Below are 22,729 nucleotides of genomic sequence, written 5' to 3' on the forward strand. Positions count from 1 at the left end.
AATAAATATAAACCCCAAATTAAAAAGGAAATAAAAAAGTGGAAGAGTTTGATTTTACAGAATTTAAAAAAAGATTTGATACTTCAAAAAACACCCTTTGCAAAGAGGTTTTTTATCAAAATCAGGAAAGTATAAAAATAAAGAATGAAAAAAGGGCAGTGGAAAATCTTTATAAAATTTTTAACGCTGTATTTTCAATATCTTCCAAAAAGGGCTTTCAGGCAATGACAATGAGAGACTTAAGCAGGGAAGTTAATTTAAGTATGGGAGCCCTTTATGCATATTTTAAAAATAAGGAGGATTTGCTTCATATAATCCAGAAACAGGGAAGAGCAATGGTAAAAAATATTCTGGATTCCTTTGAATCAACTTCTCCTGATCCTCTTGGAAAGCTTAGAGCAGTAATAAAAGCTCATATTTTCTTAAGTGAGGTGGCAAGACCCTGGTTTTTTTTCACTTTTATGGAAGCAAGAAGTTTGAATGAAAAAGAACTGGAGGAGGCAAGAGCACTTGAGGCACATACTGAAAAAGTTGTGGTTGATATTTTAAAGCTTGGAGAAATTCAAGGTGTTTTTAAAAAAAGAAATCATTTTTTGACAGCAAGTATAATCAAGTCCATGCAACAGGACTGGTATCTTAAAAAGTGGAAGTACAAATCAAGAAAGATAGGCCCTGATGAGTTTGCTGATTATGTTATAGGATTTGTTGAATCCTTTGTTCTTGCTGAGCCAAAAATAATTTAAGGGGGTTCAAAAATGGAAGATCAGGCAGTTGATGTAAGAAAAGGAGAAGAGCTTGACCATGAAAAGATTAGGGAGTTTTTAAGGGAAAATGTTGAAGGGATAGATGGAGATATCTATGTAAAGCAATTTCCCGGAGGTTTTTCCAATCTTACCTACTTGATAGAATCCAATGGAAAGCAAATGGTTTTAAGAAGACCGCCAAAAGGAGCTGATATAAAATCAGCCCATGATATGGGAAGGGAATATAAAATTTTAACAGCTTTAAAGCCGCTTTTTCCATATTGCCCCACACCATTGGCATACACAGAAGATCTATCAATAATGGGCTGTCCCTTTTATATAATGGAAAAAATATCAGGGATAATTTTGAGAAAGGAGCTTCCCAAAGGCCTTGATTTAAGCTCTGAAGATGCAGGAAATTTATGTAAAAAACTTCTTGATGTTCATGTTGAACTTCATTCAATAGATGTTGAAAAAAATAATCTTTCATTTCTTGGAAAACCTCAAGGCTATGTTCAAAGACAGGTTGAAGGCTGGAGCAGAAGATATGTAAATGCTAAAACAGACGATGCTCCTGGATTTGAAAAGGTTATGGAATGGCTCAATGACAGGCAGCCCAAAGATACTGATTCTCCCTCAATAATTCACAATGATTATAAATTTGATAATGTTGTTCTTGATAAAGACAATCCCATGAAAATAATCGGGGTTCTTGACTGGGAAATGGCAACATATGGAGATCCGCTGATGGATCTTGGCAGTTCTCTGGGTTATTGGATTGACAGGAATGATTCAGATGAATTCAAGCTTTTAAAAACCATGCCAACAGATATTGAAGGTGCTTTAACAAGAAATGAAATGATAGAAAGATATGGGGAAAAAACAGGCAGAAACATGGATAATTTTGATTTTTATCTATGTTTTGGAACCTTTAGGTTGGCTGTAATTGCCCAGCAGATATACAAGAGGTTTTTTCTTGGGTATACCAAGGACAAAAGATTTGGAATGCTTATTCATGCAGTCAATATTCTTGAAAAGCTTTCTGGTAAAATTATTGATAATTCCAAATTGTAATTTATAAAAAGTAAAAACTTTGTTTCAGCTGTCAAATTTAAAAAAAGATAAACATAAACAAGGAGGCAAAATGGCCGGGTTTTCACTTGAAAATAAGGTAGCTCTTATAACAGGAGCAAGCCGGGGAATAGGAGAAGCTATTGCACATTGCTTAAGCGAGAATGGTGCAAAAATTATTTTGGTGAGCAGAAAAATAGATGCTCTTCAAAAAGTTGAAAACGATATCAAGACAAAAGGCGGTCAGGCTGAATCAATGGCCTGTCATATGGGCGAAATTGATCAGATAAAAGCTCTTGTTCAATCAGTTAAAGAAAAATACGGAAAACTTGATATTTTAGTAAATAACGCAGCTGCAAACCCATATTTTGGTGATATGATTGATGCTGAAGAATGGGCCTGGGACAAGATTTTTGATGTAAACCTGAAAGGCCCTTTTTTTACAATAGTTGAATTTGCAAAGCTTATGAGGGAAAACGGAGGAGGAAGCATAGTAAATGTTTCTTCAATAAATGGAGTTCGTCCTGCAGCTTTTCAGGGAATGTATTCGATTTCAAAGGCAGCTCTTATTTCTCTTACAAAAGCATTTGCCAGGGAACTTGCTCCCCATAAAATAAGAGTAAACGCTCTTCTTCCTGGACTTACAGATACAAAATTTGCAAGTGCTCTTACAAGTGATGAAAATTTAAAGAAAATGATAGTTTCCCAGATTCCCCTTGGAAGAATTGCAGATCCTGAAGATATGGCAGGAGCGGTTTTATATCTTGTTTCAGATGCTGCTTCATATACAACAGGTTCATTGATTGTGTGTGATGGGGGTATGATTGCATAAAAAATAAAATTTTTTATTCCTCGGAACTTGTTAGAGGACCAATTACGCAAGTCAGGGCAGGAATTCTCCTGCCCTGCAATTTTTGTTTAAAACTTTAGTTCAGCCCAGTGTTTTTGTGAATATTTTTATATGCTTTTTTCATAATCTTTGTAAGCAAGTCAATGTCTGCTGGTTTTTCAAGGTAGGCAAAGGCTCCTAGTTCCATACATCTTTGTCTTTCAGTTTGATTTCCATGACCTGTAAGAATAATAATTTTAGTTCCCGGGCTTTTTTTCTTGGTTTCTTTCAAAACCTCATATCTGTCAAATCCAGGTAAATTCAGGTCAAGAATAATAACCTCGGGATGATCTCTTTTTATTATTTCAATAGCCTCCCTTCCTGTTGAAACCGGGAATGAAGGCAGGTCTCTTATGGCAAGCCGCTCTGAAAGTGTCTGGATAAAATCAGCCTCTTTATCAACAAGAAGGACCTTGTGGGGTCTTTTAAAATTTCGATCTGCCAAAATATCTGGCTTATAAAAGTTCTGTCCTATTTTTATTTTAACATTTGAAACTCCATCAATTGCTTTTGCAGCGTTTTTAAGTTCGCTTTTAAGTTTGGAAAGAAAAAGAACTTTTTTGTTTATTATAAGAGTGATATCACTGCCCTGGGCATCAACATCAAGATCAAAGCCTTGTTTGCAAAGCTCTAACCCAAGATTTGATTCAAGTTTAAAATCATTAATATGTTTTTTTGATAAATTTGAAAATTGGAGAAGAGGATTACCAAGGTAGCTTGAAATAAGTTTATATGCTCTTTCTGTTGTTGTTTTATCCATTGGAACCACCATATCATATAGTGATGGGTTCCATGGACCTGAGTTTTTTATATAATAAGAGAATTCATCTGCTTTTTCATCAGAATCAAGAATTTCTTTTTTTGCATTTTCTTTACTTATTCCCAAACTGGCTGCATTTTCAATTCTGTGCTGGTGTTCAGCAATTATAAGTATTCTTATGAGATGGTTTATTTTTTTGGGAAGAAGAAGGCTTGAAAATCCGTAAAATATCTGATCGTCCCCAATAAGCTTTGATACTGAAACTTTAAGTTCTGCCAGGGATTTTTCCTTTTCTCTGGTAAAGCTGTTGAAAAAAGAAGGAGGATTTAAAAAAACTTTTTTATAAGTATCTTTATTTTCATTGAATATTTTTGCAGCGGCTTCAACAATCTCATTGTCAGTTATAATTTTATACCCGTGATTTTTTCCCAGCTTTTTTACTAATTCTAAAGCCCCTGAATATTTGTCTGAAAATATGCTTATTATTGGCATTTAAATTTCTCCCGGTACTGATTTTGTGTTTCTTGCTGGTTTCCAGGTTGATCACTGCTTAGAGTACAGCAAAATTAGTGCCAAATTTAGTAAATCAAAAGCATAAATCCGGGATTTTAAGATTTTGTTATTTGAAAATTTCTTTAATTTTTTTTGTTAACTGATTAATATCAAGGGGTTTCATTAAATAATCTTCAGCTCCAAGTTTCATTCCTTCCATTCCTTCTTTTGTTGACCCGTGTCCTGTAAGAAGAATTACTGGAAGAGAACTTTCAATTTTTTTTAGTTCAGCAAGCACTTCAAGCCCGCTCATACCAGGCATCATAAGATCAAGAACAACTAGATCAAAAGATTTTGAAAAAAAGATTTCAAGACAATTTTCTCCGCTGAGTGCAGTTGTAACCTCATAGCCCCTTAGTTTAAGCCTTTGAGCCAAAGTTTGGACAAATTCATATTCATCATCAACAAGTAATATTTTTTTCAAACTTATTCCTCCTCTGACATTGATTCATAGGTCTCTTCTTCGGGAAGAAGGATAGTGAACTTTGTTCCTTCATTTACTTTGCTGGTAAAGCTTAATTTGCCTTTCAGCTTTTTTACTATTCCATAGGTTATTGAAAGCCCAAGGCCTGAGCCTTGTCCGAGTTTTGTGGTAAAAAATGGATCAAAAATATGCTTTTTAATTTCTTCATTTATTCCGCATCCATTGTCTTTGAAGTCTATTCCAACCATTTTTTGTTCAGAAAGGTAGTAGGAGCTGATTTCTATTTTTCCACCAGTGTTAACGGCTGCCACGGCGTTTGTCATAATATTTAAAAAAACCTGCTGAACCTGTCCCTTGTCTGAAAAAATCTGAGGATTTTTAGGATCAAGGTCAAGCAAAAGCTCGATTTGTCTGAATGACGCTTCTTTTTCAAGAAATCCAAGGACTTCTTTAACTATGAAATTTACGTCCAGTTTTTCAAAATTAATATCAAACTTTTTTGCAAATCCAAGAAGCCTGTGAGTAACTGAACTGCATCTTGAAACTGAATTTATGATTGAGTTATTGTGCTTTAAAAACTCATCTTTTAATTCAAAATCTTTTGAAAAAGAAATAATGTCTTTCATAAGACCTGCTTTTTCATTGATTATGGCAAGGGGGTTGTTTATTTCATGGGCAACTCCTGCTGCAAGGCGACCTATTGAAGATAGTTTCTGGGTGTGCTGAAGCTGTTTCATTGCAGTCTCTCTTCTGTCATCAGCTGTTTTTATTCTATTTGTGACAAGGCTTGAAAGTTTCATTGAGGCAATTACAATTATAAGAATGCTTATTCCCAGAATAAAAAATATTTCACTTTTTAAGGAGTACCATGAATTGAGAAGCAGTGATTTTGGTTTGACTATTACAATTATATAGTCTGAGTGAACCCTTGTTAGCCCGGCAAGAACCTGTCTTTTTTTAGGATCTGTAATTTCAGTTATAAAAGTACCATGGATATTCTCCGGCAGATCAAGAAGGCATTTTTCCATTACATTGCCGTAATACCTTGATGATGTCTGAAGAATTTTATTTTTGTTTAAAATAAAAGCGTCACTTTCAGGGCCGAGATTGACTGAATTGACAAGTTCTTCGTATTTTTCTGTGTCAATAGTTGCCCTTAAATACCAGGTTTTTCCCTGGTCTGTAACTCTTTCAACGACATAAACTATATGGGGAAACTTTCTGTATCCCATAAAAACATCGCTGATATAGGTTCCTCTTACTTTTACTTCTTTGAAAGAATCCTGTTGGGAGTAGTCTTTTCCAAGGAGTTTATAGGGGCCTTCATAGCTTTGAAGGATTCCGTCTTCATTGATAACACCTAGATCAACAAATCCTGAAAACTCGTTTCTTAAAGATTTGAAAATTTTTTTTATAGTATCAGGATTCTGGAGTTCTTCATGGGAATATGCATTGGAAATAAATCTTATAGTCGAAAGCCTTTCTTCAATGAAGATTTCAAAGGCGTATTTTATATCATTAAGAATATTGTGAAGGGGTGCTTTTATTTCTTTTTGAAGGCTTTCTTTATATTGATGATAATTTATTATTGCCATTATAGTTAGGGGTAAAATGGTTATCATTGTGAAAAGAAAGGCTATGCTTCTTTTCATTTTCACATATCTGTAAGGCTGCCTTAAATGTTCAGGAGGGGTTTTGAAAAAATAAAAAAGATTATTCATAAAGGTTTTTTTCATTTACTTCCTTTCCTTCTATTCTTTTTTTAAGGAGAATATCCCCGTTTTTCAGTTTTCCATTAAAAAATCTTTTAGATGCTTTTCTGAAAGAACCTGCCACATTTTCAATGATTTTTATTTTCTTCCAGTTAAGATATTGGTAAAATTCATCTTCTATTCCGCAACAGATAAGGGTTTCAATTCCTCCTGTAAGAATCAGATGACAGAGCTTGTCAGCGGAAGCCTGGGGCAGAACTATTATTTTTTCCTCGGGCTTTTCTTCACCTTTTTCTTTGAAAAGTATAAGCACTTCTGTTGCCAAGTCGAATCTTGGAGCAATTTCATTTCCTGATATTGGTATGATTATTTTTTCAGCCATTGTTTTTTATCCGATCTCATATTTTTTCATCTTTCTCCACAGGGTGGTTCTTCCCCAGCCTAAGATTTCTGCTGCTTTGGATTTGCTTCCCCCTGATTTTAGAAGAGCATCTATGATAAGTTTTCTTTCAATTTCTGGAAAGGATGAAAAGCTTGCTGTTTCAATTGTTGTTTCTTTTTGTTCCGATTTGTCTGGGTTGCTATGTTTTAGCACTTCTTCTGACCCGGATGTTGTGTCTTTTGAAGGTTTGTCCCTGTGCTGAATATATGCTGGAAGATCTGGGGGGGCAATTTTTGAATTTTGGCAGACGTTTGCCGCATATTCTATTATATTTCTTACTTCTCTTACATTGCCGGGGTAAGTATATTTAACCAGAATTGATTTTGCCCGGGAGTTGAAACCAGATATTTTTTTATTTAAAGATTCATTGAATTTTTTAAGAAAATGGTTGAGAAGAAGGAGAAGGTCGTCGTCTCTTTCTCTTAATGGGGGAAGGTGAATTCTTGCCACATTAAGTCTGAATAACAAGTCCTGCCTGAAGTTACCTTCTCCTACCATTTGTTCAAGATTTCTATGGGTTGCTGCAATTATCCGGACATTTGCTTGGAATCCTTTTGTGCTGCCAAGGGGATATACCACTTTATCATCAAGAAAAGTCAGCAGTTTTACCTGAAGGGTCAAGGGAAGATCCCCAATTTCAGTGAGAAAAAGAGTTCCATTATGTGCTAGCTTAAATCTTCCGGGTTTGTTTTCAACAGCACCTGTAAAGGCTCCTTTGTTGTGTCCAAAAAGTTCACTTTCAAGCAGTGTCTCAGGAAGTGCACCGCAATTAACTTTTATAAAAGGGCCTTCAGATCTTTCAGATGCCCTGTGCATTTCTTCAGCAAGAAGATCTTTTCCTGTACCTGTTTCACCTGTGATAAGAGTTGAAGCATCGCTTTGGGCAAGCACAGGAAGAAGTCTGTAAATTTTAGCCATTTCCGGACTTCTTCCTATTATGCTTGAAAAACTTAAATCCTCTTGATAATTTTTTGTTTTATTTTTTTCTTTTTCCGGTTTTTTTACAATGAGGATATAGCCTTGTTTATTTGCTGAAGAATCGTAAATTTCTGAAAAAAGAATTTTTACAGGAATTATTTGTCTGAAGGAATTTAAAATATCTGTTTCAATAAAGTTGTTTTCCATTTTTGTTTCAGGTTTTTTTAAAGGACATTCATGGCCGCAATGCCTGGTTTTTAAAAAATATCTGCACGGGAGGCCCAGTGCTTTTTCAAGGGAAAGATCAGAAATTGTTTTTGTTTTTGAATTAAAAAAAACCAGATTGAGCTCATTATCTAGGATAATAATAGGATGATCAAAAGCATCAAAAAGTTTTTCTAAATTTGTTCCTTTTTGGAACAAGCCTCTAGCTATGGGAGGCGAAGTTAGCGGGTTCATTATGTTTCACCTTGGTTTTTCTTTTATAAAAAGAGTATCTTTAAGTTTTGCCCAACTTTAATTCAAAATGAAACATTGATTGAAACATTTATTGTGAATAGTTTAAAGAAAATATTTTTTTAAAGACAATAAAAAACTTCCGATCTGAATTATGGGGGAGGAAGTAACTTCAGATCGGAAGTTTAAGGGGGATGGATATTTTTAAGATACAATTTAAAGATTTAAGCTGACTGCAAGAGGCAGAAAAATAAATTTATAATATTAAATTAAACACTCATATGATCAGTTGTTTCATGGGATTTTAAGTCAATATTTGTAAAAAAATTTTCTGAAATTACCTCAGAAATTCTCCATTCAAGCTCTTTGTAATCAATAGGTTTTATAAAACAGTCAACAGCTCCTAAATCAATAATTTCCATGGCTTCAGAAAGGCTTAATATTTCTGCTGCAACAATTATTTTTGTGTAAGGCTTCAGCCTTAGTATTTTTAAAAGTGAAACAATGGCATCACTGGCATTTTTATAGTCAAGAACAATACAATTGGAGCTTAAGTCAATTGAAAAGGAAACAATATTTGCAGCTGAAGATTTTATTGGAGTCATGCCCATATTTTTAATTTGATTTATTATTTCATCTGATACAGCATCCCCTCCGACCAGAATTTCTGGCTTTTCAAGAGAATTTGTATAGGTATTTTCATATTTTTTAAAATTTTTCATCTTTCCACCTCATAAATTAATGAATAAAAAATCATCCCTTAATTTATTATATAGCAATAGATATGCCATAAAACTATTATCTTTGGCTTATCCTTAGAGTTGTCAAGGTTTAAAATCTCCATTTCAGTTTCCAGCAGCTGACAGTCTGGTGAACAAAGAAAAGAGAAAAAGAACCGATCCTATGGAAACAGCTATTACAATTAATGTTTGAATATTAGTCAGTTTGATATTTGTTTTGAGCCCTTTTCCTATAAGCCACCATTTCCAGACTTCAGCAAACCAGAGAAAAAAAGGGATGCCGGCTCCAATTATTGTTGTACCTGCTGAATAAGCAAAAATTGAAAAACATTTTTTATAATCTGCGTTGTCAGGTGTGATTACAAGAATAGCAGTAAATGCAAAAAATGCTGCAATCAATGTCATTCCTACAGCATTGATAAAGTATATGGAGCCTGTAATAGCTATATAGTCTGCTACAGATGTTGAAAAAATAAAAACTATTGCTGAAAAAAAACAGGAAATACATAAAAAATAAAAAGGAGGTTTAAGGCTTATATTTTTTGGAAGATTTTCAAAAAAAGCCCCTGGATTTTTTATCATTGTCGAAAGTGTATCAATATAACTTTTTATTGTAAGCTGATTCATTTTTCTACTCCTTGTTTTTTATGTCTTGGGTTGCTTTTATTTCATTGGCAACAACAGCAAATCCTCTGCCGGCATCGCCAGCTCTTGCAGCTTCTATTGCAACTTTTAGGGCAAAGAAGATTTATTTGATCAGATATTGCTGAAACAGCTTGAGTAATCTTTGCTTTTTCTTCCATTTATAATGGCGAGTAAAAAACATTTGAGTTCTTTTTTAGAGGCTTAAAACAAGATAGCCAACTCCGGTCCCAAGCATTATAATTGTCATGAAAAAGAAAATTTTTCTTTCAGCTTTTTTAGAAAACCAGAGCTTTCCGTTCTTGTAGTAGAATAATTTTTCAGATTTTTTTTTATTTTCCATTTTATCCTCTTTTTGGAAGGGCCTTTAATTTAAAAGGCCCTTGTTTAAAGTTAATTTGTTTAAATTTTAAAATCCGGGAAGTCCGCCAAAGCCTCTCATTCCCCAGTAAACCATGGTAAGAGCCAGGAGAACTACGTTTGCAACAACCCACATGATTCCACCGATTCTTAAAAAATCCTTGGGCTCAAGATAACCGCTGGCATATACAATTGCATTTGGAGGAGTACCTATAATAAGAAGGTATGCAAATGAAGATGCACAGGCAGTACTCATGGCTATAAAAGGAAGAAATGATGTGCCGGGATGTGCAAGAGCTGCAAGGTTAAGAGAGATAGGACCAACTGCAGCAGCAGCAGGACCGTCTGCCATAAGGTTTGTCATTATTGCTGTAAGTCCGTTGTTTACAAGCATAAGAGGAGCACCGCTGTTTATTCCTAAAGGAGCAAGCAGGTCTAGAACTGATCTTGCCATCCAGTAAGCAGCACCTGTGGAGTCAAGTGTACGTCCAAAAATAATTGCACCTGCATAAAGCCATACAACACCCCAGTCCACTCCTTCCTGATAATCCCTCCAGTTAACAATTCCTGCCATTATATAGGCAACAGCACCTGCAATAGCAATTACACCTATTCCAAGCCGTACTGGAATAATTCCTGAGGTGTAAAAAAGTTTTTCAGTAAACCATCCAAAAACCATGATAACAAAAATGATAAGGGCAATTATCTGATGCTTGTTCCAGGGTCCCATTTTATCAATTTCGCTTTGAAGATGCCTCATGGCAGGTCCAAGATCTGTAACCAGTGGTTTAAATCTCCAGTTTAAAACCAACCATGTTATTGGCATCATTACTATTACAAATGGCATTGCATAGGTTACCCACTCAAAATAACCAATGTTGAAGCCAAACATATCTTCAAGATAGGTCATCATTATTACGTTTCTGGCACCGCCTGAGGGAGCTCCAAATCCACCGATATTACATGCCATGGCAATACCAATCATAAGCATTTTTCCAAGTTCGGGATCTGAAGGCACATCTTTTGTAAGGCTGTTTTCGTATAAAAGAATACCAATAGGCAAAAACATTGCTGCAAGTGCATGATCTGAAATAAATGCAGCAAGAGGCGAGATTATAAGAAAAAATATAAGAGTAATCCATTTCACATTGGGGGTTGCAAGTTTTCTGAACATCATAAGGCAGACTCGCTTGTCTACACCGGTTCTGACAAATGCCACAGCAAACATCAAGCTACCCATGATAAACCAACAGGCATCACTCCAGTAGAGCATGGCAACTTCTTGACGTGTTACAACATTGGTAAACATAAAAATAAGGCCTATGCAGAAAGCAACTGCTGGAAGAGGGATACATTCTGTAAAAAAACAGAATACTATGAAAATTGTTACCCCTATTGAAACCTTGATTTTCCAGGCACTTTTATCTGCGGCAGCCCTGTCTTTTACTGAAAGATCTTCATATTTTAAAACATCTCTTCTTAAATCAAGAAGTTCTTGTGAAAGAGCTGAAAAAGATTCCTCAGTAAAATTTGCTTCAACAAATTTATGGGCTTTTGCTAAGTTTTGTGAATCACAATCAATTTTGTATTTTTTGCACCATTTTGCATCTCTTTTTAAAAACCTTGCTTTTGACATTGCACCCATCTGCATGTTTTGATCCATCATTCTTCCCGTCAAAAGCTGCCATTGTTCGGCATCCGATGCTTTTACCTTAAAAACTTTTTCTGTTACATGGTTTACCACTACCTTAGGGCCTATAGCATACTCTGTCCCAACATCTTTCATTCCATAAGGTGTAGGCATGAAAAGGACTACAAACAATAACACCACCGGGATAATAAAAAGTTTCCAGTCAACATACTTGTCATATCCCGTTGCTTTCTCTTTTTTAGTGTTTTCCATTTTTAACTCCCTCTTATATTATAGTCTTGATCAGACAATAATGTTTATCATTGCAAAGAAAATATCCTGCTCTCTGACTATTCCAATCACCCTGTCCTTATCTTTTACAAGTACCCTTCTTCTTCCGCTTGTGTAAATCAAGTCAGCCACCTCCATGAGGTTTGCGTCTTTATCTACTATAGGCGGTTTTTCAGACATTAGTTCACTGACCTTTTTATTTTCTATTTTTTTTGTCTGAAGGGTGAAAAGACCGTCCCAGAACATGCTTGAATACTGAACTGAATCAGCCATTGAAGGTTTTGGAGCTGAGAGGTAGCCAGGCCTTATTGACTCGAGAAGATCATAAATTGTTAGAAGACCGATTTGTTCTTGTTTGTCGTTCATTACAATTATTGATCTATGTCCCGACACAATAAAAGATTCGCTTGTAAGTGAGGGCTTAAAAGAGGCAAGAAGAATGGTCATAGCTTCTTTTACAGTTGCATTCATGGAAACAGAGGAATAGTTTTCAATCCATGTCATTACATCAAAAGCTTTTTTTTCTTTTTTCTTTTCAAGGTGATACCTGTCGTCATAGGCTTCTCTGATTTTCATTGACAAGATATCAATTCCACAAGGTTTGCTAAGATAGTCAAAAGCCTTTTCTTTTAGTGCTTTTTCAGCAGAATCTGCTGAGCCGTGGCCTGTGAGCATTATTACCCTGATTTCAGAGTCGATTTCCTTGATTTTTGAAAGGGCGGCATGGCCATCCATTCCTTTCATTTTTATATCAAGAACAACAACATCCTGTGGCTGTTTTCTCACAATTTCAATAGCTTCTTCTCCGCTTTCAGCCATGGTAACTTCAAAACCTTTTTTTTGTAGAAGTTTTGAGGTTGTTTCACGAAATCTGGCTTCGTCATCAACCATTAGAACTTTGACTTTTTCCATTGTTTAAGCCTCCTTCAAAGATGTTAGTTTGTTTTTGCCAACCGGTTTCATGAATTTTTCTCCTTATCTTTCATATTTATATTTTTTCTGAATCAAAGGGGAGTCTGATTAGAAATTGGGAACCCTGTCCATATTCGCTTGTAAGGGTCATATCTCCTCCAAGTCCTTTGATGATTCCATAGACTGTGCTCAGTCCAAGGCCTGTGCCTTCACCAACAGGCTTTGTTGTAAAAAATGGCACAAAAGCTTTTTCAAGCTCTTCTTTGGTAAATCCGCAGCCATTGTCCTGAAAAATTATTACTGCATCTGAGTTTTCTTTTTTAATGGATATTTTTATTTGCCCGTCTGACCTGCCCTTGAGAGCATAAATCGAGTTGTTTAAAAGGTTTAAAATTACCTGTTGAATCTGGCCGGCATCGCTTTTCATCAAAGGGAGATTTTTTTCAATTTCCTGGATTATTTTTACATTTTCAACCCTTGCTTTTTCATCAACCATATGAACAATTCCAGGAATTGTTTCTTCAAGGGAAAAGGCTTCAAAACTTGCTTCATCTTTTCTTGCAAAAGTAAGAAGGCCCCTTGTTATTTTTCCGCATCTTGTTACCTGAAGTTTTATTTGCTCAACACAGTCGGTTAAGGTGAAAAGTTCGTCTTTAATTTTTGAAGTATCTGTTTTGTTTATATCTTTAAGACATTCATCAATCATTGCTGTTTCTGATTTGATAACCTGGAGGGGGTTGTTGATTTCATGGGCTATTCCTGTGCTCATTTCTCCAACTTCAGCAAGTTTTCCTGCGATTATTAGTTGGGTTTTCATTTCTTTTTTTTCAGCATTGGCAACTCTTAATCGGTTTGCCATGTTTGAAGCCATTATAAATCCTGTTACAACTACAATGGTTCCTCCTGAAAAAATTATTAAAACAGAAACCACGGCTGCCATAAAAAGAGGAAAATACGCATCAAGAGCCTCCTGTCTTACAACAAGGGCCCATTTGACTTCAGAAAGAGGGACTGCACAGTAAATGTATTTAAATCCAGACATTCCTCCTCCAAAAAACGAAGAGGGATTATTGTCTTTGTTGCTTTCAATATGGTTAAAATAATTTACCATACTTGAGTTGTCGTCTTTTCCTTTCATGGTTTTTAAAACACCTTCCTTGTTTATTATATAAGCATGGCCTGTTCTTCCTATTCTTATACTGTAAACAAGAGTGTTGAAAAAATGGGTATCAATTGTAGTTCTTAAATACCATTTGCCTTGGTTGTCCTCTTTTTTTGCAGCAATTATAAAATGGGGGATTTGTCTGAAGCCAAGAAATTCATCGGAAATAAAAAAACCATTTTTTTCAACCATCTTAAACCAGGTCTCATTGTAGTAGTTTTTCCCTTCCAGGTTGTAGGGGCCTGCATAGGCAACATGGTTTCCTTTTGAGTCAAAAACGCCTAGGTCAACAAAGGCTGTTGATTGGGATTGGAGGTTATTGAATATTTTTAATAAATACTCTTTATTTTTAAGGTCTTCAAAATCGTGGTTGTCTGCAAGAAGTTTTAAAATTCCTGATTTTTCATTTAAAAAGGAGTCGACCATGTCTCTGTGATCACTGGCTATCCTGATTAATTTGTTTTCAACTTCTTTTCCTGAGTATGAAACAAAGTAAAAAACTATAACAGCACAAACCAGGAGAAGAAGGGTTACAGGAAGCATGACAACCCTTGTAAAAATCATTTTCCCCATTTTTTTTCTATAAGCTTGTTCTTCCACTTTAATTTCCCCTTTTCAGTTTTAAGCTTTAAGAAATGAGCTTAATCTTTCTTTTATAAGAGCAAAGAGAGTGCCATGTTTTTCAAAAAATATTTTCGATTAATATCAGCATGTTATCTTGGTTGGCGTTTGGGGGGCGGTGGCGGTGTTAAGGAGTTTTACAAAGTATAAAAAAATATTTTACAATTTCGTTATTTACAGATCTTGTTATTCTGCGTTTTGGAGACAAAATTCTTTGATTAAATAAAGAAAAACGGAAAATTTAATCCAGGAAAGATTGAATTGTTTGGAGATGTGAAATTTGAGTAAGATCTGTCTGGAAAGGGCCTGGCAAAATCAAGGATAACGGGCTTTACTTTAAAGCCCGCAGTATAATTAGAATCCTTTTTGGCTTGTAGTTTTTTGAAATTTTATCTGAGTGATTCTTTCTTCCGCATTTTTTTTTCTTTTGTCAGCTAAAAGAACCTTGTCAATAAGAGCTTCAATATCGCAGGGCTTCAGAAGATAGTCATAAGCCCCAAGCTTCATTCCTTCAATTGCAGAATCAGTGGTGGAATGTCCTGTGAGCATGATTACTTCAATAAGGGGTTTTTCCCTTTTTATTTCTCTTAAAACTTCAACTCCATCCATTCCCGGCATTTTAACGTCAAGAATAACCACATCTATATTGTTGTTTCTAATAATTTCAAGACACTCCTTTCCTCCGGGAGCAGTCATTACTTTGAAATCTTTTTTTTGTTTTTTTATAAGCTTTGAAGTTGTTTGAAGAAATCTTTCTTCGTCATCAACAAGAAGTAAATCTGTGCTAATCATTGGCGGGCCTCCTGGTGGAAAATTTATAAATTTAATTTTTAGTGTCAAAATTTAAAAGCTTACTCAATAATTAAGTTCGCAAAATCGATGCCATAAAAAAAAGAGACTTGGAAAAGAAATATAATTAGAAACTGGCCAAAGATTAAAGCTTTGTTTCAGGAAGATAAAAGCTTAACAGGATGAATTTTAGGTAATTGCTGGGTTGAACATCAATTTTGAGCCTGAATAAAAAATGGTTTTTGCTCAAAATTGATTGTTCATAGCAACAAAAAAACTCCTGCTGGTTGTTTTTGGTGATTTATAGAAAACTAATTGGTTTTTATTCTTTTATTTCTATATTGAATTTTTCAATTTTTGTATGCAGGGTTGGTCTTGAAACTCCAATAAGTTTAGAGGCTTTTGAAATATTGCCTTTTGTTATGGAAAGGGCCTCAGAAATAATTATCTCACTGAGTTTGTCCATCAAGACTTCATAAGGTCTTTCATTTACTTCAGACAAAAGAGAGTTTTTTACCCATTCACTGAGTTTGTTTATTTTGTTTTTGCTTTCTTCCTCTAATTGGTCAAGGTTTTTTTGGGGGAGGTTAATTTCTTCTTTTTTAATGGGGGTTCCCATATTGAAAATCACAGCTTTTTGCAAGATATTGAAAAGTTCTCTTATATTGCCGGGCCAGTTATAGGTTTTCAGGTGGTTTATTGCTTCGTCTGAAATTCCCGGATTGTTAAGCTCAGATTCAATGGAAAATTTTTTAAGAAGATAGTTGCTTAAACTGGGAATATCTTCTTTTCTGTCCCTTAGAGGAGGCATTGTTATTGTTACAACTTTAAGTCTGTAATATAGATCTTCCCGAAAGCTTCCTTCTTCAACTGCTTTTTCAAGATTTCTGTTTGTTGCGGCAATAACTCTTACATCAACTGAAAGAGGATCTTTTCCTCCCAGCCTTTCAATACTTTTTTCCTGGAGAAGGCGTAAGAATTTTGCCTGAATTTCAAGGGGCATGTCTCCGATTTCATCAAGAAAAACTGTTCCCTTATGTGCTTGTTCTATTTTTCCCACTTTTTTATGAACTGCTCCTGTAAAAGCCCCTTTTTCATAACCAAAAAGTTCACTTTCAAGAAGGGTTTCAGGGATTGCCACACAATTTATTATAATAAAAGGATTTGTGCTTCTCGAGGAATGATGAAAAACCGCCCTTGCACAAAGCTCTTTTCCTGTACCTGATTCACCTCTTATAAGAACAGTTGCATCGGTTGGAGCCACTTTCCCAATGGATTTATACACTTCTATCATTTCATTGCTGTTGCCTATCAAGGCTTCTTTGTTAAATTCTTCTTCATCAGGATTTATTATTACCGGAGAATTTCTGTATTTAGAAGATTCCACTCCTTTTTCTATCAGTTCGAACATTGGAGGTATATCAAAAGGCTTGTAAATATAGTCAAAAGCTCCTTTTTTTATTGCTCCTATTGCTGTTTCTGTGTCTCCGTAGGCAGTGATAATAATAACAGGAAGATTTGGAAGTTTTTTGTTAAGTTTTTCAAAGACTTCTATTCCGTTTATATCAGGAAGCTTGATGTCTAAAATCACAAGCTTTGGAGGATCTGCCAATATGCTTTGAATTCCTGTTTTCCCGGTAAATGATGTTTTTACCAGATATCCTTCTTTTGAAAGTATTTTTGAAAAGCTTTTCGCAAGCTGGATATCGTCGTCAATTATGTGAATATCAGTCATTTTTCTTTTCTCCTAAGGGAAAACTTAGTATGAAAACAGTTCCCTTTCCTTCTTCAGACTCAAAAAATACAATGCCCTTATGTTCTGCCATGATTTTGTGTACAATACTAAGCCCAAGGCCTGAACCGTATTCCTTTGTAGTGAAAAAAGGATTTAAAATATTTGATTTAGCCTCTTCTGAAATTCCTGGGCCCGAGTCTTTAAATTTAATTTTGACAAAATTATCATCTGTGATTTCTTCGGAAATTTCAATTTCACCTCCGTTTTCCATGGCTTCACATGCATTGATTATAATATTTATAAGAGCTTCTCTTATTCTGTCTGCATCAGCAAAGATAACAGGATTGAATCTTGATCTTATGTATTTTGTGTGTACGTCGTAGGTTTTTAGTCTGTGTTCAAGAAGCTGAATAACAGAGGTTATGATTGGATAGGTATGACAATATTCCATTTTAAGTTTTGGAAGCCTTGAAAATTCTAGAAAATTTTGAATAATATTATCAATTCTTCCGATTTCATCTGAAATAACCTGGAAATCTTCTTCATGGGTAAATGAAAGATTTAGTGAACGGCTTAAGGAAAAAAGTCTCATTTTAACAGATGTAAAGGGATTTCTAATTGAATGTGCAACTCCTGCTGCCAGTTTTCCAACAAGGGCAAGTCTTTCCGATTGCTCAAGGCTTTCCCTGCTTTTTGTAAGTTCTGTTTCAGCATTAGCATAGAGTTGTTTTATTCCTTTTAAATTTTCTGAAATCAGTTCAATTTGATTTTTTGATTTTAAATTACTTTCAGTACCTGATTCCTCTGCAATTTTTGCAATGGGCTCAAGTATTTTTTTTGAGATAAAGTGTAAAATTACCAAATAAATAAAACACAAAAAAAGAATTGAGATTATTGTAAGTTTTCTCATGGTTTCAGCTTTTGAATTAAGTTTTTGTTTTAGGTCAATCACTGAATTCCATTGGTAATCGCAAAGCTTTTCACAACTTACAAGCAGGTTGAAAAACATTTTTCTTTGATGTATGTGAATGTCTGTAATCGATTCTTTCATCTTTGATTTATAAAGTTTGATTGCTTGATCTTTTGTTTTTATATATTGAGCATAATCTTTTTCGATTTTTTCTATGAGTTCAAGTTCTTCAGTGTCAGATACCAGCTCTTTTATCTGGTTAAGTTCGTTTTGGAAAATTTCCATATATTTGCCAAGTTCTTCAAGCCATTTGTACTCTTCATCGACAAAAAAATATGTTAAAAAACCTTTTTGATTTGAAAGAGCGTTTTCAAGATTTTTGGCGGCTTTATATGTTTCAATATTTTCATTTACCATTTTATTTAAAGCAGAATCAGTTTTAACTGAATAGCTTACTATGCTTACAGCCCAGATAAAAGTCATGAAAACTATAATTGAAAGAAGGAAAAACACCTTAAATTTAAGACTTAACCCTATGCGCATTTGATAATTCCGAGTTTAATGATTGTATTAAATTAACGTTAAGCAATAATTATGCCTTTAGCAAGAGTCAATATTTGAAAGTTTATTAAATGTAATTGTAAATAAAATTTGTAAAAATAAAAATGTATAATATTTTTACAAAAATGCGGTTGTTTGAATAAATTTTTTTACAGTTTCAATACTTTCAGCATTTTTTTCCACAAAATAAAGTTTTTTATTTGGGTAAAAAATATCTCTCCATTCATCGTAGGCATGAACTATAATAATGGTTTCAGGAGATATTTCATTGATTTTTTTTATAAATATCAAAGGGTTTATTGTCAAAAACTCAGGATCAAGAATTATTGTAAAAGTTGTTGGAAATTTTAAAAATTCAATTATTTCCTCCTGGTTAAAATCCTTTTTAATTTTACAGTTAAGGTCTTCAAACTCCCGTGAAATAAGCTTTCTAATATGAGGACTTTTATCTGTTACTATTATTGTTTCCATTTTCCCACCTTTTATTAAAGGTTCTTTTTTATTAACTAGCAAAACTTGTGCCTTTATATTTTTTGTTAATATTCCTAGTAAAAACAGTCGGTTGTTTTTTGTAAGTTTAAAGGCATGTATTTTGCTCGGATAACAAATAGCAGCTTTTTGGTAGAGGCTGTTTTTTAGATATGGAGGGTTTTATGAGAAAAGATAAATTTAAAGGTTTGATTTTAATTTTTATAGTGGTTTTTCTTTTTGCTTATCCTGGGTTTTGCTTTGAAGATATTCCAGAAAATATTGGCTTTGAGTCAAAAAATATTTTTTATCCTGTTGTATTAAGTGTGTTTGCAGGTTTTGTCTTTTTTCTCATGGGGATGGATTCCATGACTCTTGCCTTGAAAAATTTTGCAGGAACAAGTTTTGGGAAAAGAATTAAAAATATTACAGGAAACAGAATAAAAGGATTTTTTACAGGAATATTTTTAAGTGCATTGTTCCAGTCCAATTCTGCAGCCACAGTAATGGTTGTTGGTTTTGTTCAGGCAGGTCTTGTCAGGTTTTCTTCCAGCCTTGCCATTATTCTTGGTGCAAATGTCGGAGCAACTCTTACAACCCAGATAATTGCCTTTAGCATTTTTCAATATTCAGTTTTTTTTGTGGGTGGAGGGTTTTTTTTAAAAATATTTTCCAAAAAGGCGGTTTTTAAAAATATTGGAAATACTCTTATTGGTTTTGGTCTTCTTTTTTATGGGATGGATCTTATGTCCCAGGCTGTTCTTCCTTTAAAAGAAAGTCCTGAAGCAGTAGTTTTTTTGCAAAAATTTTCACCTCCTTTTTATTCCCTTTTAGTTGGTGTTCTTTTTACCGCTGTAATCCAGAGCAGCGCTGCATCAACCGGTATTGCAATGGTAATGGCTGAAGGAGGTCTAATCTCTGTTACCTCTGCTGTGTCTGTGATGATAGGTGCCAATATAGGAACCTGTGTTACAGCACTTCTTGCCTGTATTGGAGCTTCAAGAGAAGCAAAAAGAACAGCTTTAGCACATTTGTTTTTCAAGACATGTGGTGCTGTGGTGTTTTTTTCAATGATTCATTCTTTTACATTTTTTTCTGAATATATAACTTCTTTTTTTAGTGAGTCCCCCTCAAGAATAATTGCAAATGCACATACTCTCTATAATATTGGAATAGCTTTAATTTTTCTTCCTTTCTGCGGAATTATAAGTGTTTTTCTTATGAGAATTTTTCCTGATAAAAAATCTGATTATGAAATTGTTTTTGAATCGGTTCTTGATACTGATAATCTTCCTCCCCCAGAAGCTGCCCTTGACCTTGTAAAAAATGAAATTTCAAAAATTATTGGAATTTTAAATGAAATGGTTATTGCAGGTTCTCTTTTGTTTATAAAAGAAAAACCTCCTCAGGATAAAAGGTTTTTTTCCAAAAATGTCCTTGAAGGGATTTCTATAAGAGGTGATGAAATAAGATTTTTAGAAGAAAAAATAAGCTCCTATCTTTTTAGGATTGTAAGAAATGATATTCCAAGAAACAAGGTTGCAAAGGCTTATGCTTATATTTCTATTTCAAAGGATCTTGAGAGTATAGGTTCCACAATTTCCCAAACATTGCCAAGACTTTATGAAACAAGGAAAAATATAAAAACTTATTTTTCAGAGGCTGGTTTTAAAGAGCTTTCCGAATTTCAGCTGAAAACCTTGAAACAGATTTCCAGACTTAAAAGTGTTTTTGATGAATCTGATGTTGATGCTGTGGTAAAAGTTATGAAAAAGGAACAGGCCTATCTTGATCTTCATATGAAGTATCGTGTCAGTCATTTTGCAAGAATAAGCCAGCTCAGAAAAGAGTCGGTAGAAACCCACAAGCTTCACATGGGCCTTATGGATCTTATGATTTCTCTTATTGCCTATTCAGGAAATATTGCAAAAACCTATTTTGAAATGTCTGGAATTAAAGGTGATTGAGTTTAGGCATGAAACTATATGAAACAAAAAAGGTTTCATATAGTTTCATGCTTTTGGGCGTTAACTATTCTATGGTTATTTTTAATCTTCTCTTTTCTTGATTCTCATTAAAGAAACGTATAATCTTTATCCTTGTTATTTAATAAAGCCTTGATAATTTAGTAAAAGGTGGAAAATAACGGTTTCCTTTTATTTTTTTATCTTGTAGCTTTTTTAAAACTTCAAATGTCTTTTGATCTGGTTGGCATGAAAGTTGCCAATCTAAATGAGTTTAATGAGATTTTAAAAATTTTAAAAAATATAAATAAGGAATAAAAATATAATTTATGTGAGGAGTGAATTATGGAATTTAAATCTCTGGAAGGATTTAAAGGTAAAACAGTTTTTAAACTTAAAAGTTCTGAGCATTGGAGGTAAGGGTCATGGCATCGATTGCAACGCGAATGGGTAAGCTTGATATTGATTGGATGAAGTTAGGTTTTCTTTTTTTTGGGGTAGCTCTTTTTATTATAGTCTATTTTTCACCACAATGGGTTGATGCGGTTGACCCTGAAGGAAAGCATTTTCAGCTTTCAAGGGAAGGGAAAGGTGCTCTGGCAGTATTTCTTCTTGCGGGTATCTGGTGGGTGTTTGAAGTACTTCCCATTGGGATTACAAGTCTTACAATTGGAGTTTTACAGGTATTGTTTTTAATAAGGCCTGCTAAAGTCGCATTCAAGGATTTTATGGATCCTTCGGTTCTTTTTATTTTTGCATCTTTGGTAATAGGAATGGTTTTTACCAAAACCGGGCTTACAAAGCGGCTTGCATATAAAATGCTTTCTTTTGTTGGTGAGCGAACAAGTATGATTTATTTGGGATGCTTTGTTGTGACTGCACTTTTAACCCATATAATGGCACATACTGCAGTAGCAGCAACTGTTTATCCCCTTCTTATGACAATTTACAGCATGTATTCCGACGATGATAAGCCTACAAAGTTTGGTAAGGGTCTTTTTATAGGAATGGCTTTTGTTGCTGGAGCTGGAAGTATTGTAACTCTTCTTGGTGCTGCCCGAGGAGCTGTTGCCTTGGGGTTTTTCAAGGATATTATAGGAAGAGAAGTGTCTTTTTTTGAGCTTTCTTTTTATATGTTTCCAATAGGCTGGCTTATGGTTTTGATCCTTTGGGGCTTTTTCATGATATTTTTCAAGCCTGAAAAAAAGACAATACCCGGGCTTAAAGAAAGAGCCAAGCAGATGAGCAAAGAAATGGGTAAATTTACAAGACAGGAAATACTTGCTGCTGTAATTATATTTTCATGCATTTTTGCTCTTTCACTTCGTTCATTTGTTCCAGCTCTTGAACCATTTGATAAAACCGCAATTATTCTTGTATCTACAATTTTATTTTATGTTTTTGGAATTTTAGATCTTCAGGATCTTGAAGCTGTTCCATGGAATATAGTTCTTCTTTTTGGTGGAGCCATGAGTATAGGTTTTTGCCTCTGGGAAACAGGTGCTGCAGAATGGCTTGCTATTCACTGGTTGGGCTTTTTTCTGGAATCACACTGGTTTGTATTTGTCATAGGAATTTCATTTTTTGTGATGGTAATGACAAACTTTATTATGAACGTTGCAGCCATAGCTATTTCTCTACCTGTGGCACTTGTTGTTGCTCCATATCTTGGAGTTGCTCCTGAAGTTATTCTTTTTGCGTCCCTTATAACAGCAGGTATGCCGTTCTTACTTCTTGTTGGTGCTGCTCCAAACGCTATTGCATACGACTCAAAACAATTTACAACAGGTGAATTTTTCCTTGCAGGAATTCCGGCAAGTATTATTCTTATCATAGTGGTTGGTCTTGCAGTTTCTGTAATTTGGCCTATGATGGGAATGCCAATTACAATTCCAACTCCATAATCCAACTTTATTAATTGGAGTGGTAAATCCTGTCATCATAAGATTTATGGGGCGGCTTTTTTACGGGTCGCCC

21 protein-coding genes are annotated in these 22,729 nt (G+C 34.5%); 5 read left to right on the forward strand and 16 right to left on the reverse strand.

All coding sequences use genetic code 11. The features are described 5' to 3' along the window. Window positions 1-38 precede the first annotated feature (38 nt). The 3 genes from RBR53_03860 (at window position 39) to RBR53_03870 (ending at window position 2,646) form a co-directional block, all read left to right on the forward strand. Complete coding sequence (locus RBR53_03860) at window positions 39-743, forward strand: TetR/AcrR family transcriptional regulator (GenBank protein MDY0131784.1); 705 nt, start codon at window positions 39-41, stop codon at window positions 741-743. A gap of 12 nt (window positions 744-755) precedes the next feature. Next, window positions 756-1,817: a phosphotransferase family protein gene (locus RBR53_03865; protein ID MDY0131785.1), complete on the forward strand. Its 1,062-nt coding sequence runs from the start codon at window positions 756-758 to the stop codon at window positions 1,815-1,817. Between the two features lie 70 nt (window positions 1,818-1,887). Continuing rightward, a complete protein-coding gene (locus RBR53_03870; protein MDY0131786.1) occupies window positions 1,888-2,646 on the forward strand; it encodes an SDR family oxidoreductase in 759 nt (252 codons plus the stop codon). 94 nt (window positions 2,647-2,740) lie between these two features. Here the strand turns inward: RBR53_03870 and RBR53_03875 are convergent, their stop codons facing one another. The 16 genes from RBR53_03875 to RBR53_03950 all read right to left on the reverse strand — a co-directional run bounded on the left by RBR53_03875 (window position 2,741) and on the right by RBR53_03950 (window position 18,791). Beyond that, window positions 2,741-3,955: a response regulator gene (locus tag RBR53_03875; protein ID MDY0131787.1), complete on the reverse strand. Its 1,215-nt coding sequence runs from the start codon at window positions 3,953-3,955 to the stop codon at window positions 2,741-2,743. A 127-nt stretch (window positions 3,956-4,082) separates the two neighbouring features. Next, window positions 4,083-4,439 carry a response regulator gene (locus tag RBR53_03880; GenBank protein ID MDY0131788.1) on the reverse strand — a complete coding sequence of 119 codons (357 nt, stop codon included), beginning with the start codon at window positions 4,437-4,439 and terminating at the stop codon, window positions 4,083-4,085. Between the two features lie 2 nt (window positions 4,440-4,441). Then, the gene (locus RBR53_03885) at window positions 4,442-6,175 is read right to left on the reverse strand and encodes an ATP-binding protein (protein ID MDY0131789.1); all 1,734 of its coding nucleotides are present in this window, start codon (window positions 6,173-6,175) and stop codon (window positions 4,442-4,444) included. Beyond that, window positions 6,153-6,533, reverse strand: a complete 381-nt coding sequence (locus tag RBR53_03890) for a hypothetical protein (GenBank protein ID MDY0131790.1) — start codon at window positions 6,531-6,533, stop codon at window positions 6,153-6,155. The genes RBR53_03885 and RBR53_03890 overlap by 23 nt, the downstream gene beginning before the upstream one ends. Window positions 6,534-6,539: 6 nt before the next feature. Then, complete coding sequence (locus tag RBR53_03895) at window positions 6,540-7,970, reverse strand: sigma 54-interacting transcriptional regulator (protein ID MDY0131791.1); 1,431 nt, start codon at window positions 7,968-7,970, stop codon at window positions 6,540-6,542. Window positions 7,971-8,236: 266 nt separating this feature from the next. After that, the gene (locus RBR53_03900; protein MDY0131792.1) at window positions 8,237-8,689 is read right to left on the reverse strand and encodes a hypothetical protein; all 453 of its coding nucleotides are present in this window, start codon (window positions 8,687-8,689) and stop codon (window positions 8,237-8,239) included. A gap of 123 nt (window positions 8,690-8,812) precedes the next feature. Further along, window positions 8,813-9,334, reverse strand: coding sequence for a YIP1 family protein (locus tag RBR53_03905; protein ID MDY0131793.1), 522 nt, complete (start codon window positions 9,332-9,334; stop codon window positions 8,813-8,815). A 4-nt stretch (window positions 9,335-9,338) separates the two neighbouring features. After that, window positions 9,339-9,455 carry a methyl-accepting chemotaxis protein gene (locus RBR53_03910; protein MDY0131794.1) on the reverse strand — a complete coding sequence of 39 codons (117 nt, stop codon included), beginning with the start codon at window positions 9,453-9,455 and terminating at the stop codon, window positions 9,339-9,341. Window positions 9,456-9,545: 90 nt separating this feature from the next. Continuing rightward, window positions 9,546-9,692, reverse strand: a complete 147-nt coding sequence (locus RBR53_03915; GenBank protein ID MDY0131795.1) for a hypothetical protein — start codon at window positions 9,690-9,692, stop codon at window positions 9,546-9,548. A 66-nt stretch (window positions 9,693-9,758) separates the two neighbouring features. Then, the gene (locus RBR53_03920) at window positions 9,759-11,612 is read right to left on the reverse strand and encodes a DASS family sodium-coupled anion symporter (GenBank protein MDY0131796.1); all 1,854 of its coding nucleotides are present in this window, start codon (window positions 11,610-11,612) and stop codon (window positions 9,759-9,761) included. A 30-nt stretch (window positions 11,613-11,642) separates the two neighbouring features. Then, window positions 11,643-12,542, reverse strand: coding sequence for a response regulator (locus tag RBR53_03925; protein ID MDY0131797.1), 900 nt, complete (start codon window positions 12,540-12,542; stop codon window positions 11,643-11,645). A gap of 76 nt (window positions 12,543-12,618) precedes the next feature. Beyond that, window positions 12,619-14,304, reverse strand: a complete 1,686-nt coding sequence (locus RBR53_03930; protein MDY0131798.1) for an ATP-binding protein — start codon at window positions 14,302-14,304, stop codon at window positions 12,619-12,621. A 375-nt stretch (window positions 14,305-14,679) separates the two neighbouring features. Next, the gene (locus RBR53_03935) at window positions 14,680-15,117 is read right to left on the reverse strand and encodes a response regulator (protein MDY0131799.1); all 438 of its coding nucleotides are present in this window, start codon (window positions 15,115-15,117) and stop codon (window positions 14,680-14,682) included. A 319-nt stretch (window positions 15,118-15,436) separates the two neighbouring features. Next, window positions 15,437-16,849 carry a sigma-54 dependent transcriptional regulator gene (locus RBR53_03940; GenBank protein MDY0131800.1) on the reverse strand — a complete coding sequence of 471 codons (1,413 nt, stop codon included), beginning with the start codon at window positions 16,847-16,849 and terminating at the stop codon, window positions 15,437-15,439. Continuing rightward, window positions 16,842-18,302: an ATP-binding protein gene (locus tag RBR53_03945; protein ID MDY0131801.1), complete on the reverse strand. Its 1,461-nt coding sequence runs from the start codon at window positions 18,300-18,302 to the stop codon at window positions 16,842-16,844. Before RBR53_03945 ends, RBR53_03940 begins: the two co-directional genes overlap by 8 nt. 135 nt (window positions 18,303-18,437) lie before the next feature. After that, window positions 18,438-18,791, reverse strand: coding sequence for a hypothetical protein (locus RBR53_03950; GenBank protein MDY0131802.1), 354 nt, complete (start codon window positions 18,789-18,791; stop codon window positions 18,438-18,440). A gap of 182 nt (window positions 18,792-18,973) precedes the next feature. Between RBR53_03950 and RBR53_03955 the strand changes: the two genes are divergently transcribed. Both RBR53_03955 and RBR53_03960 read left to right on the forward strand, forming a co-directional pair. Then, window positions 18,974-20,755, forward strand: a complete 1,782-nt coding sequence (locus RBR53_03955) for a Na/Pi cotransporter family protein (GenBank protein MDY0131803.1) — start codon at window positions 18,974-18,976, stop codon at window positions 20,753-20,755. Window positions 20,756-21,177: 422 nt separating this feature from the next. Continuing rightward, window positions 21,178-22,656: an SLC13 family permease gene (locus RBR53_03960; GenBank protein ID MDY0131804.1), complete on the forward strand. Its 1,479-nt coding sequence runs from the start codon at window positions 21,178-21,180 to the stop codon at window positions 22,654-22,656. Window positions 22,657-22,729: the final 73 nt, after the last annotated feature.

Source organism: Desulforegulaceae bacterium (assembly GCA_034006035.1).
Lineage (GTDB): Bacteria > Desulfobacterota > Desulfobacteria > Desulfobacterales > JACKCP01 > JACKCP01.

Excerpts from the sequence above, each read along its gene's own strand:
- RBR53_03925 (MDY0131797.1), bottom strand. The coding sequence starts at position 12,542 with ATGGAAAAAGTCAAAGTTCTAATGGTTGATGACGAAGCCAGATTTCGT.
- RBR53_03885 (MDY0131789.1), bottom strand. The coding sequence starts at position 6,175 with ATGAAAAAAACCTTTATGAATAATCTTTTTTATTTTTTCAAAACCCCT.
- RBR53_03875 (MDY0131787.1), bottom strand. The coding sequence starts at position 3,955 with ATGCCAATAATAAGCATATTTTCAGACAAATATTCAGGGGCTTTAGAA.
- RBR53_03890 (MDY0131790.1), bottom strand. The coding sequence starts at position 6,533 with ATGGCTGAAAAAATAATCATACCAATATCAGGAAATGAAATTGCTCCA.
- RBR53_03865 (MDY0131785.1), top strand. The coding sequence starts at position 756 with ATGGAAGATCAGGCAGTTGATGTAAGAAAAGGAGAAGAGCTTGACCAT.
- RBR53_03935 (MDY0131799.1), bottom strand. The coding sequence starts at position 15,117 with ATGATTAGCACAGATTTACTTCTTGTTGATGACGAAGAAAGATTTCTT.
- RBR53_03955 (MDY0131803.1), top strand. The coding sequence starts at position 18,974 with ATGAGAAAAGATAAATTTAAAGGTTTGATTTTAATTTTTATAGTGGTT.
- RBR53_03945 (MDY0131801.1), bottom strand. The coding sequence starts at position 18,302 with ATGCGCATAGGGTTAAGTCTTAAATTTAAGGTGTTTTTCCTTCTTTCA.
- RBR53_03900 (MDY0131792.1), bottom strand. The coding sequence starts at position 8,689 with ATGAAAAATTTTAAAAAATATGAAAATACCTATACAAATTCTCTTGAA.
- RBR53_03870 (MDY0131786.1), top strand. The coding sequence starts at position 1,888 with ATGGCCGGGTTTTCACTTGAAAATAAGGTAGCTCTTATAACAGGAGCA.
- RBR53_03905 (MDY0131793.1), bottom strand. The coding sequence starts at position 9,334 with ATGAATCAGCTTACAATAAAAAGTTATATTGATACACTTTCGACAATG.
- RBR53_03915 (MDY0131795.1), bottom strand. The coding sequence starts at position 9,692 with ATGGAAAATAAAAAAAAATCTGAAAAATTATTCTACTACAAGAACGGA.
- RBR53_03895 (MDY0131791.1), bottom strand. The coding sequence starts at position 7,970 with ATGAACCCGCTAACTTCGCCTCCCATAGCTAGAGGCTTGTTCCAAAAA.
- RBR53_03960 (MDY0131804.1), top strand. The coding sequence starts at position 21,178 with ATGGCATCGATTGCAACGCGAATGGGTAAGCTTGATATTGATTGGATG.
- RBR53_03940 (MDY0131800.1), bottom strand. The coding sequence starts at position 16,849 with ATGACTGATATTCACATAATTGACGACGATATCCAGCTTGCGAAAAGC.
- RBR53_03920 (MDY0131796.1), bottom strand. The coding sequence starts at position 11,612 with ATGGAAAACACTAAAAAAGAGAAAGCAACGGGATATGACAAGTATGTT.
- RBR53_03950 (MDY0131802.1), bottom strand. The coding sequence starts at position 18,791 with ATGGAAACAATAATAGTAACAGATAAAAGTCCTCATATTAGAAAGCTT.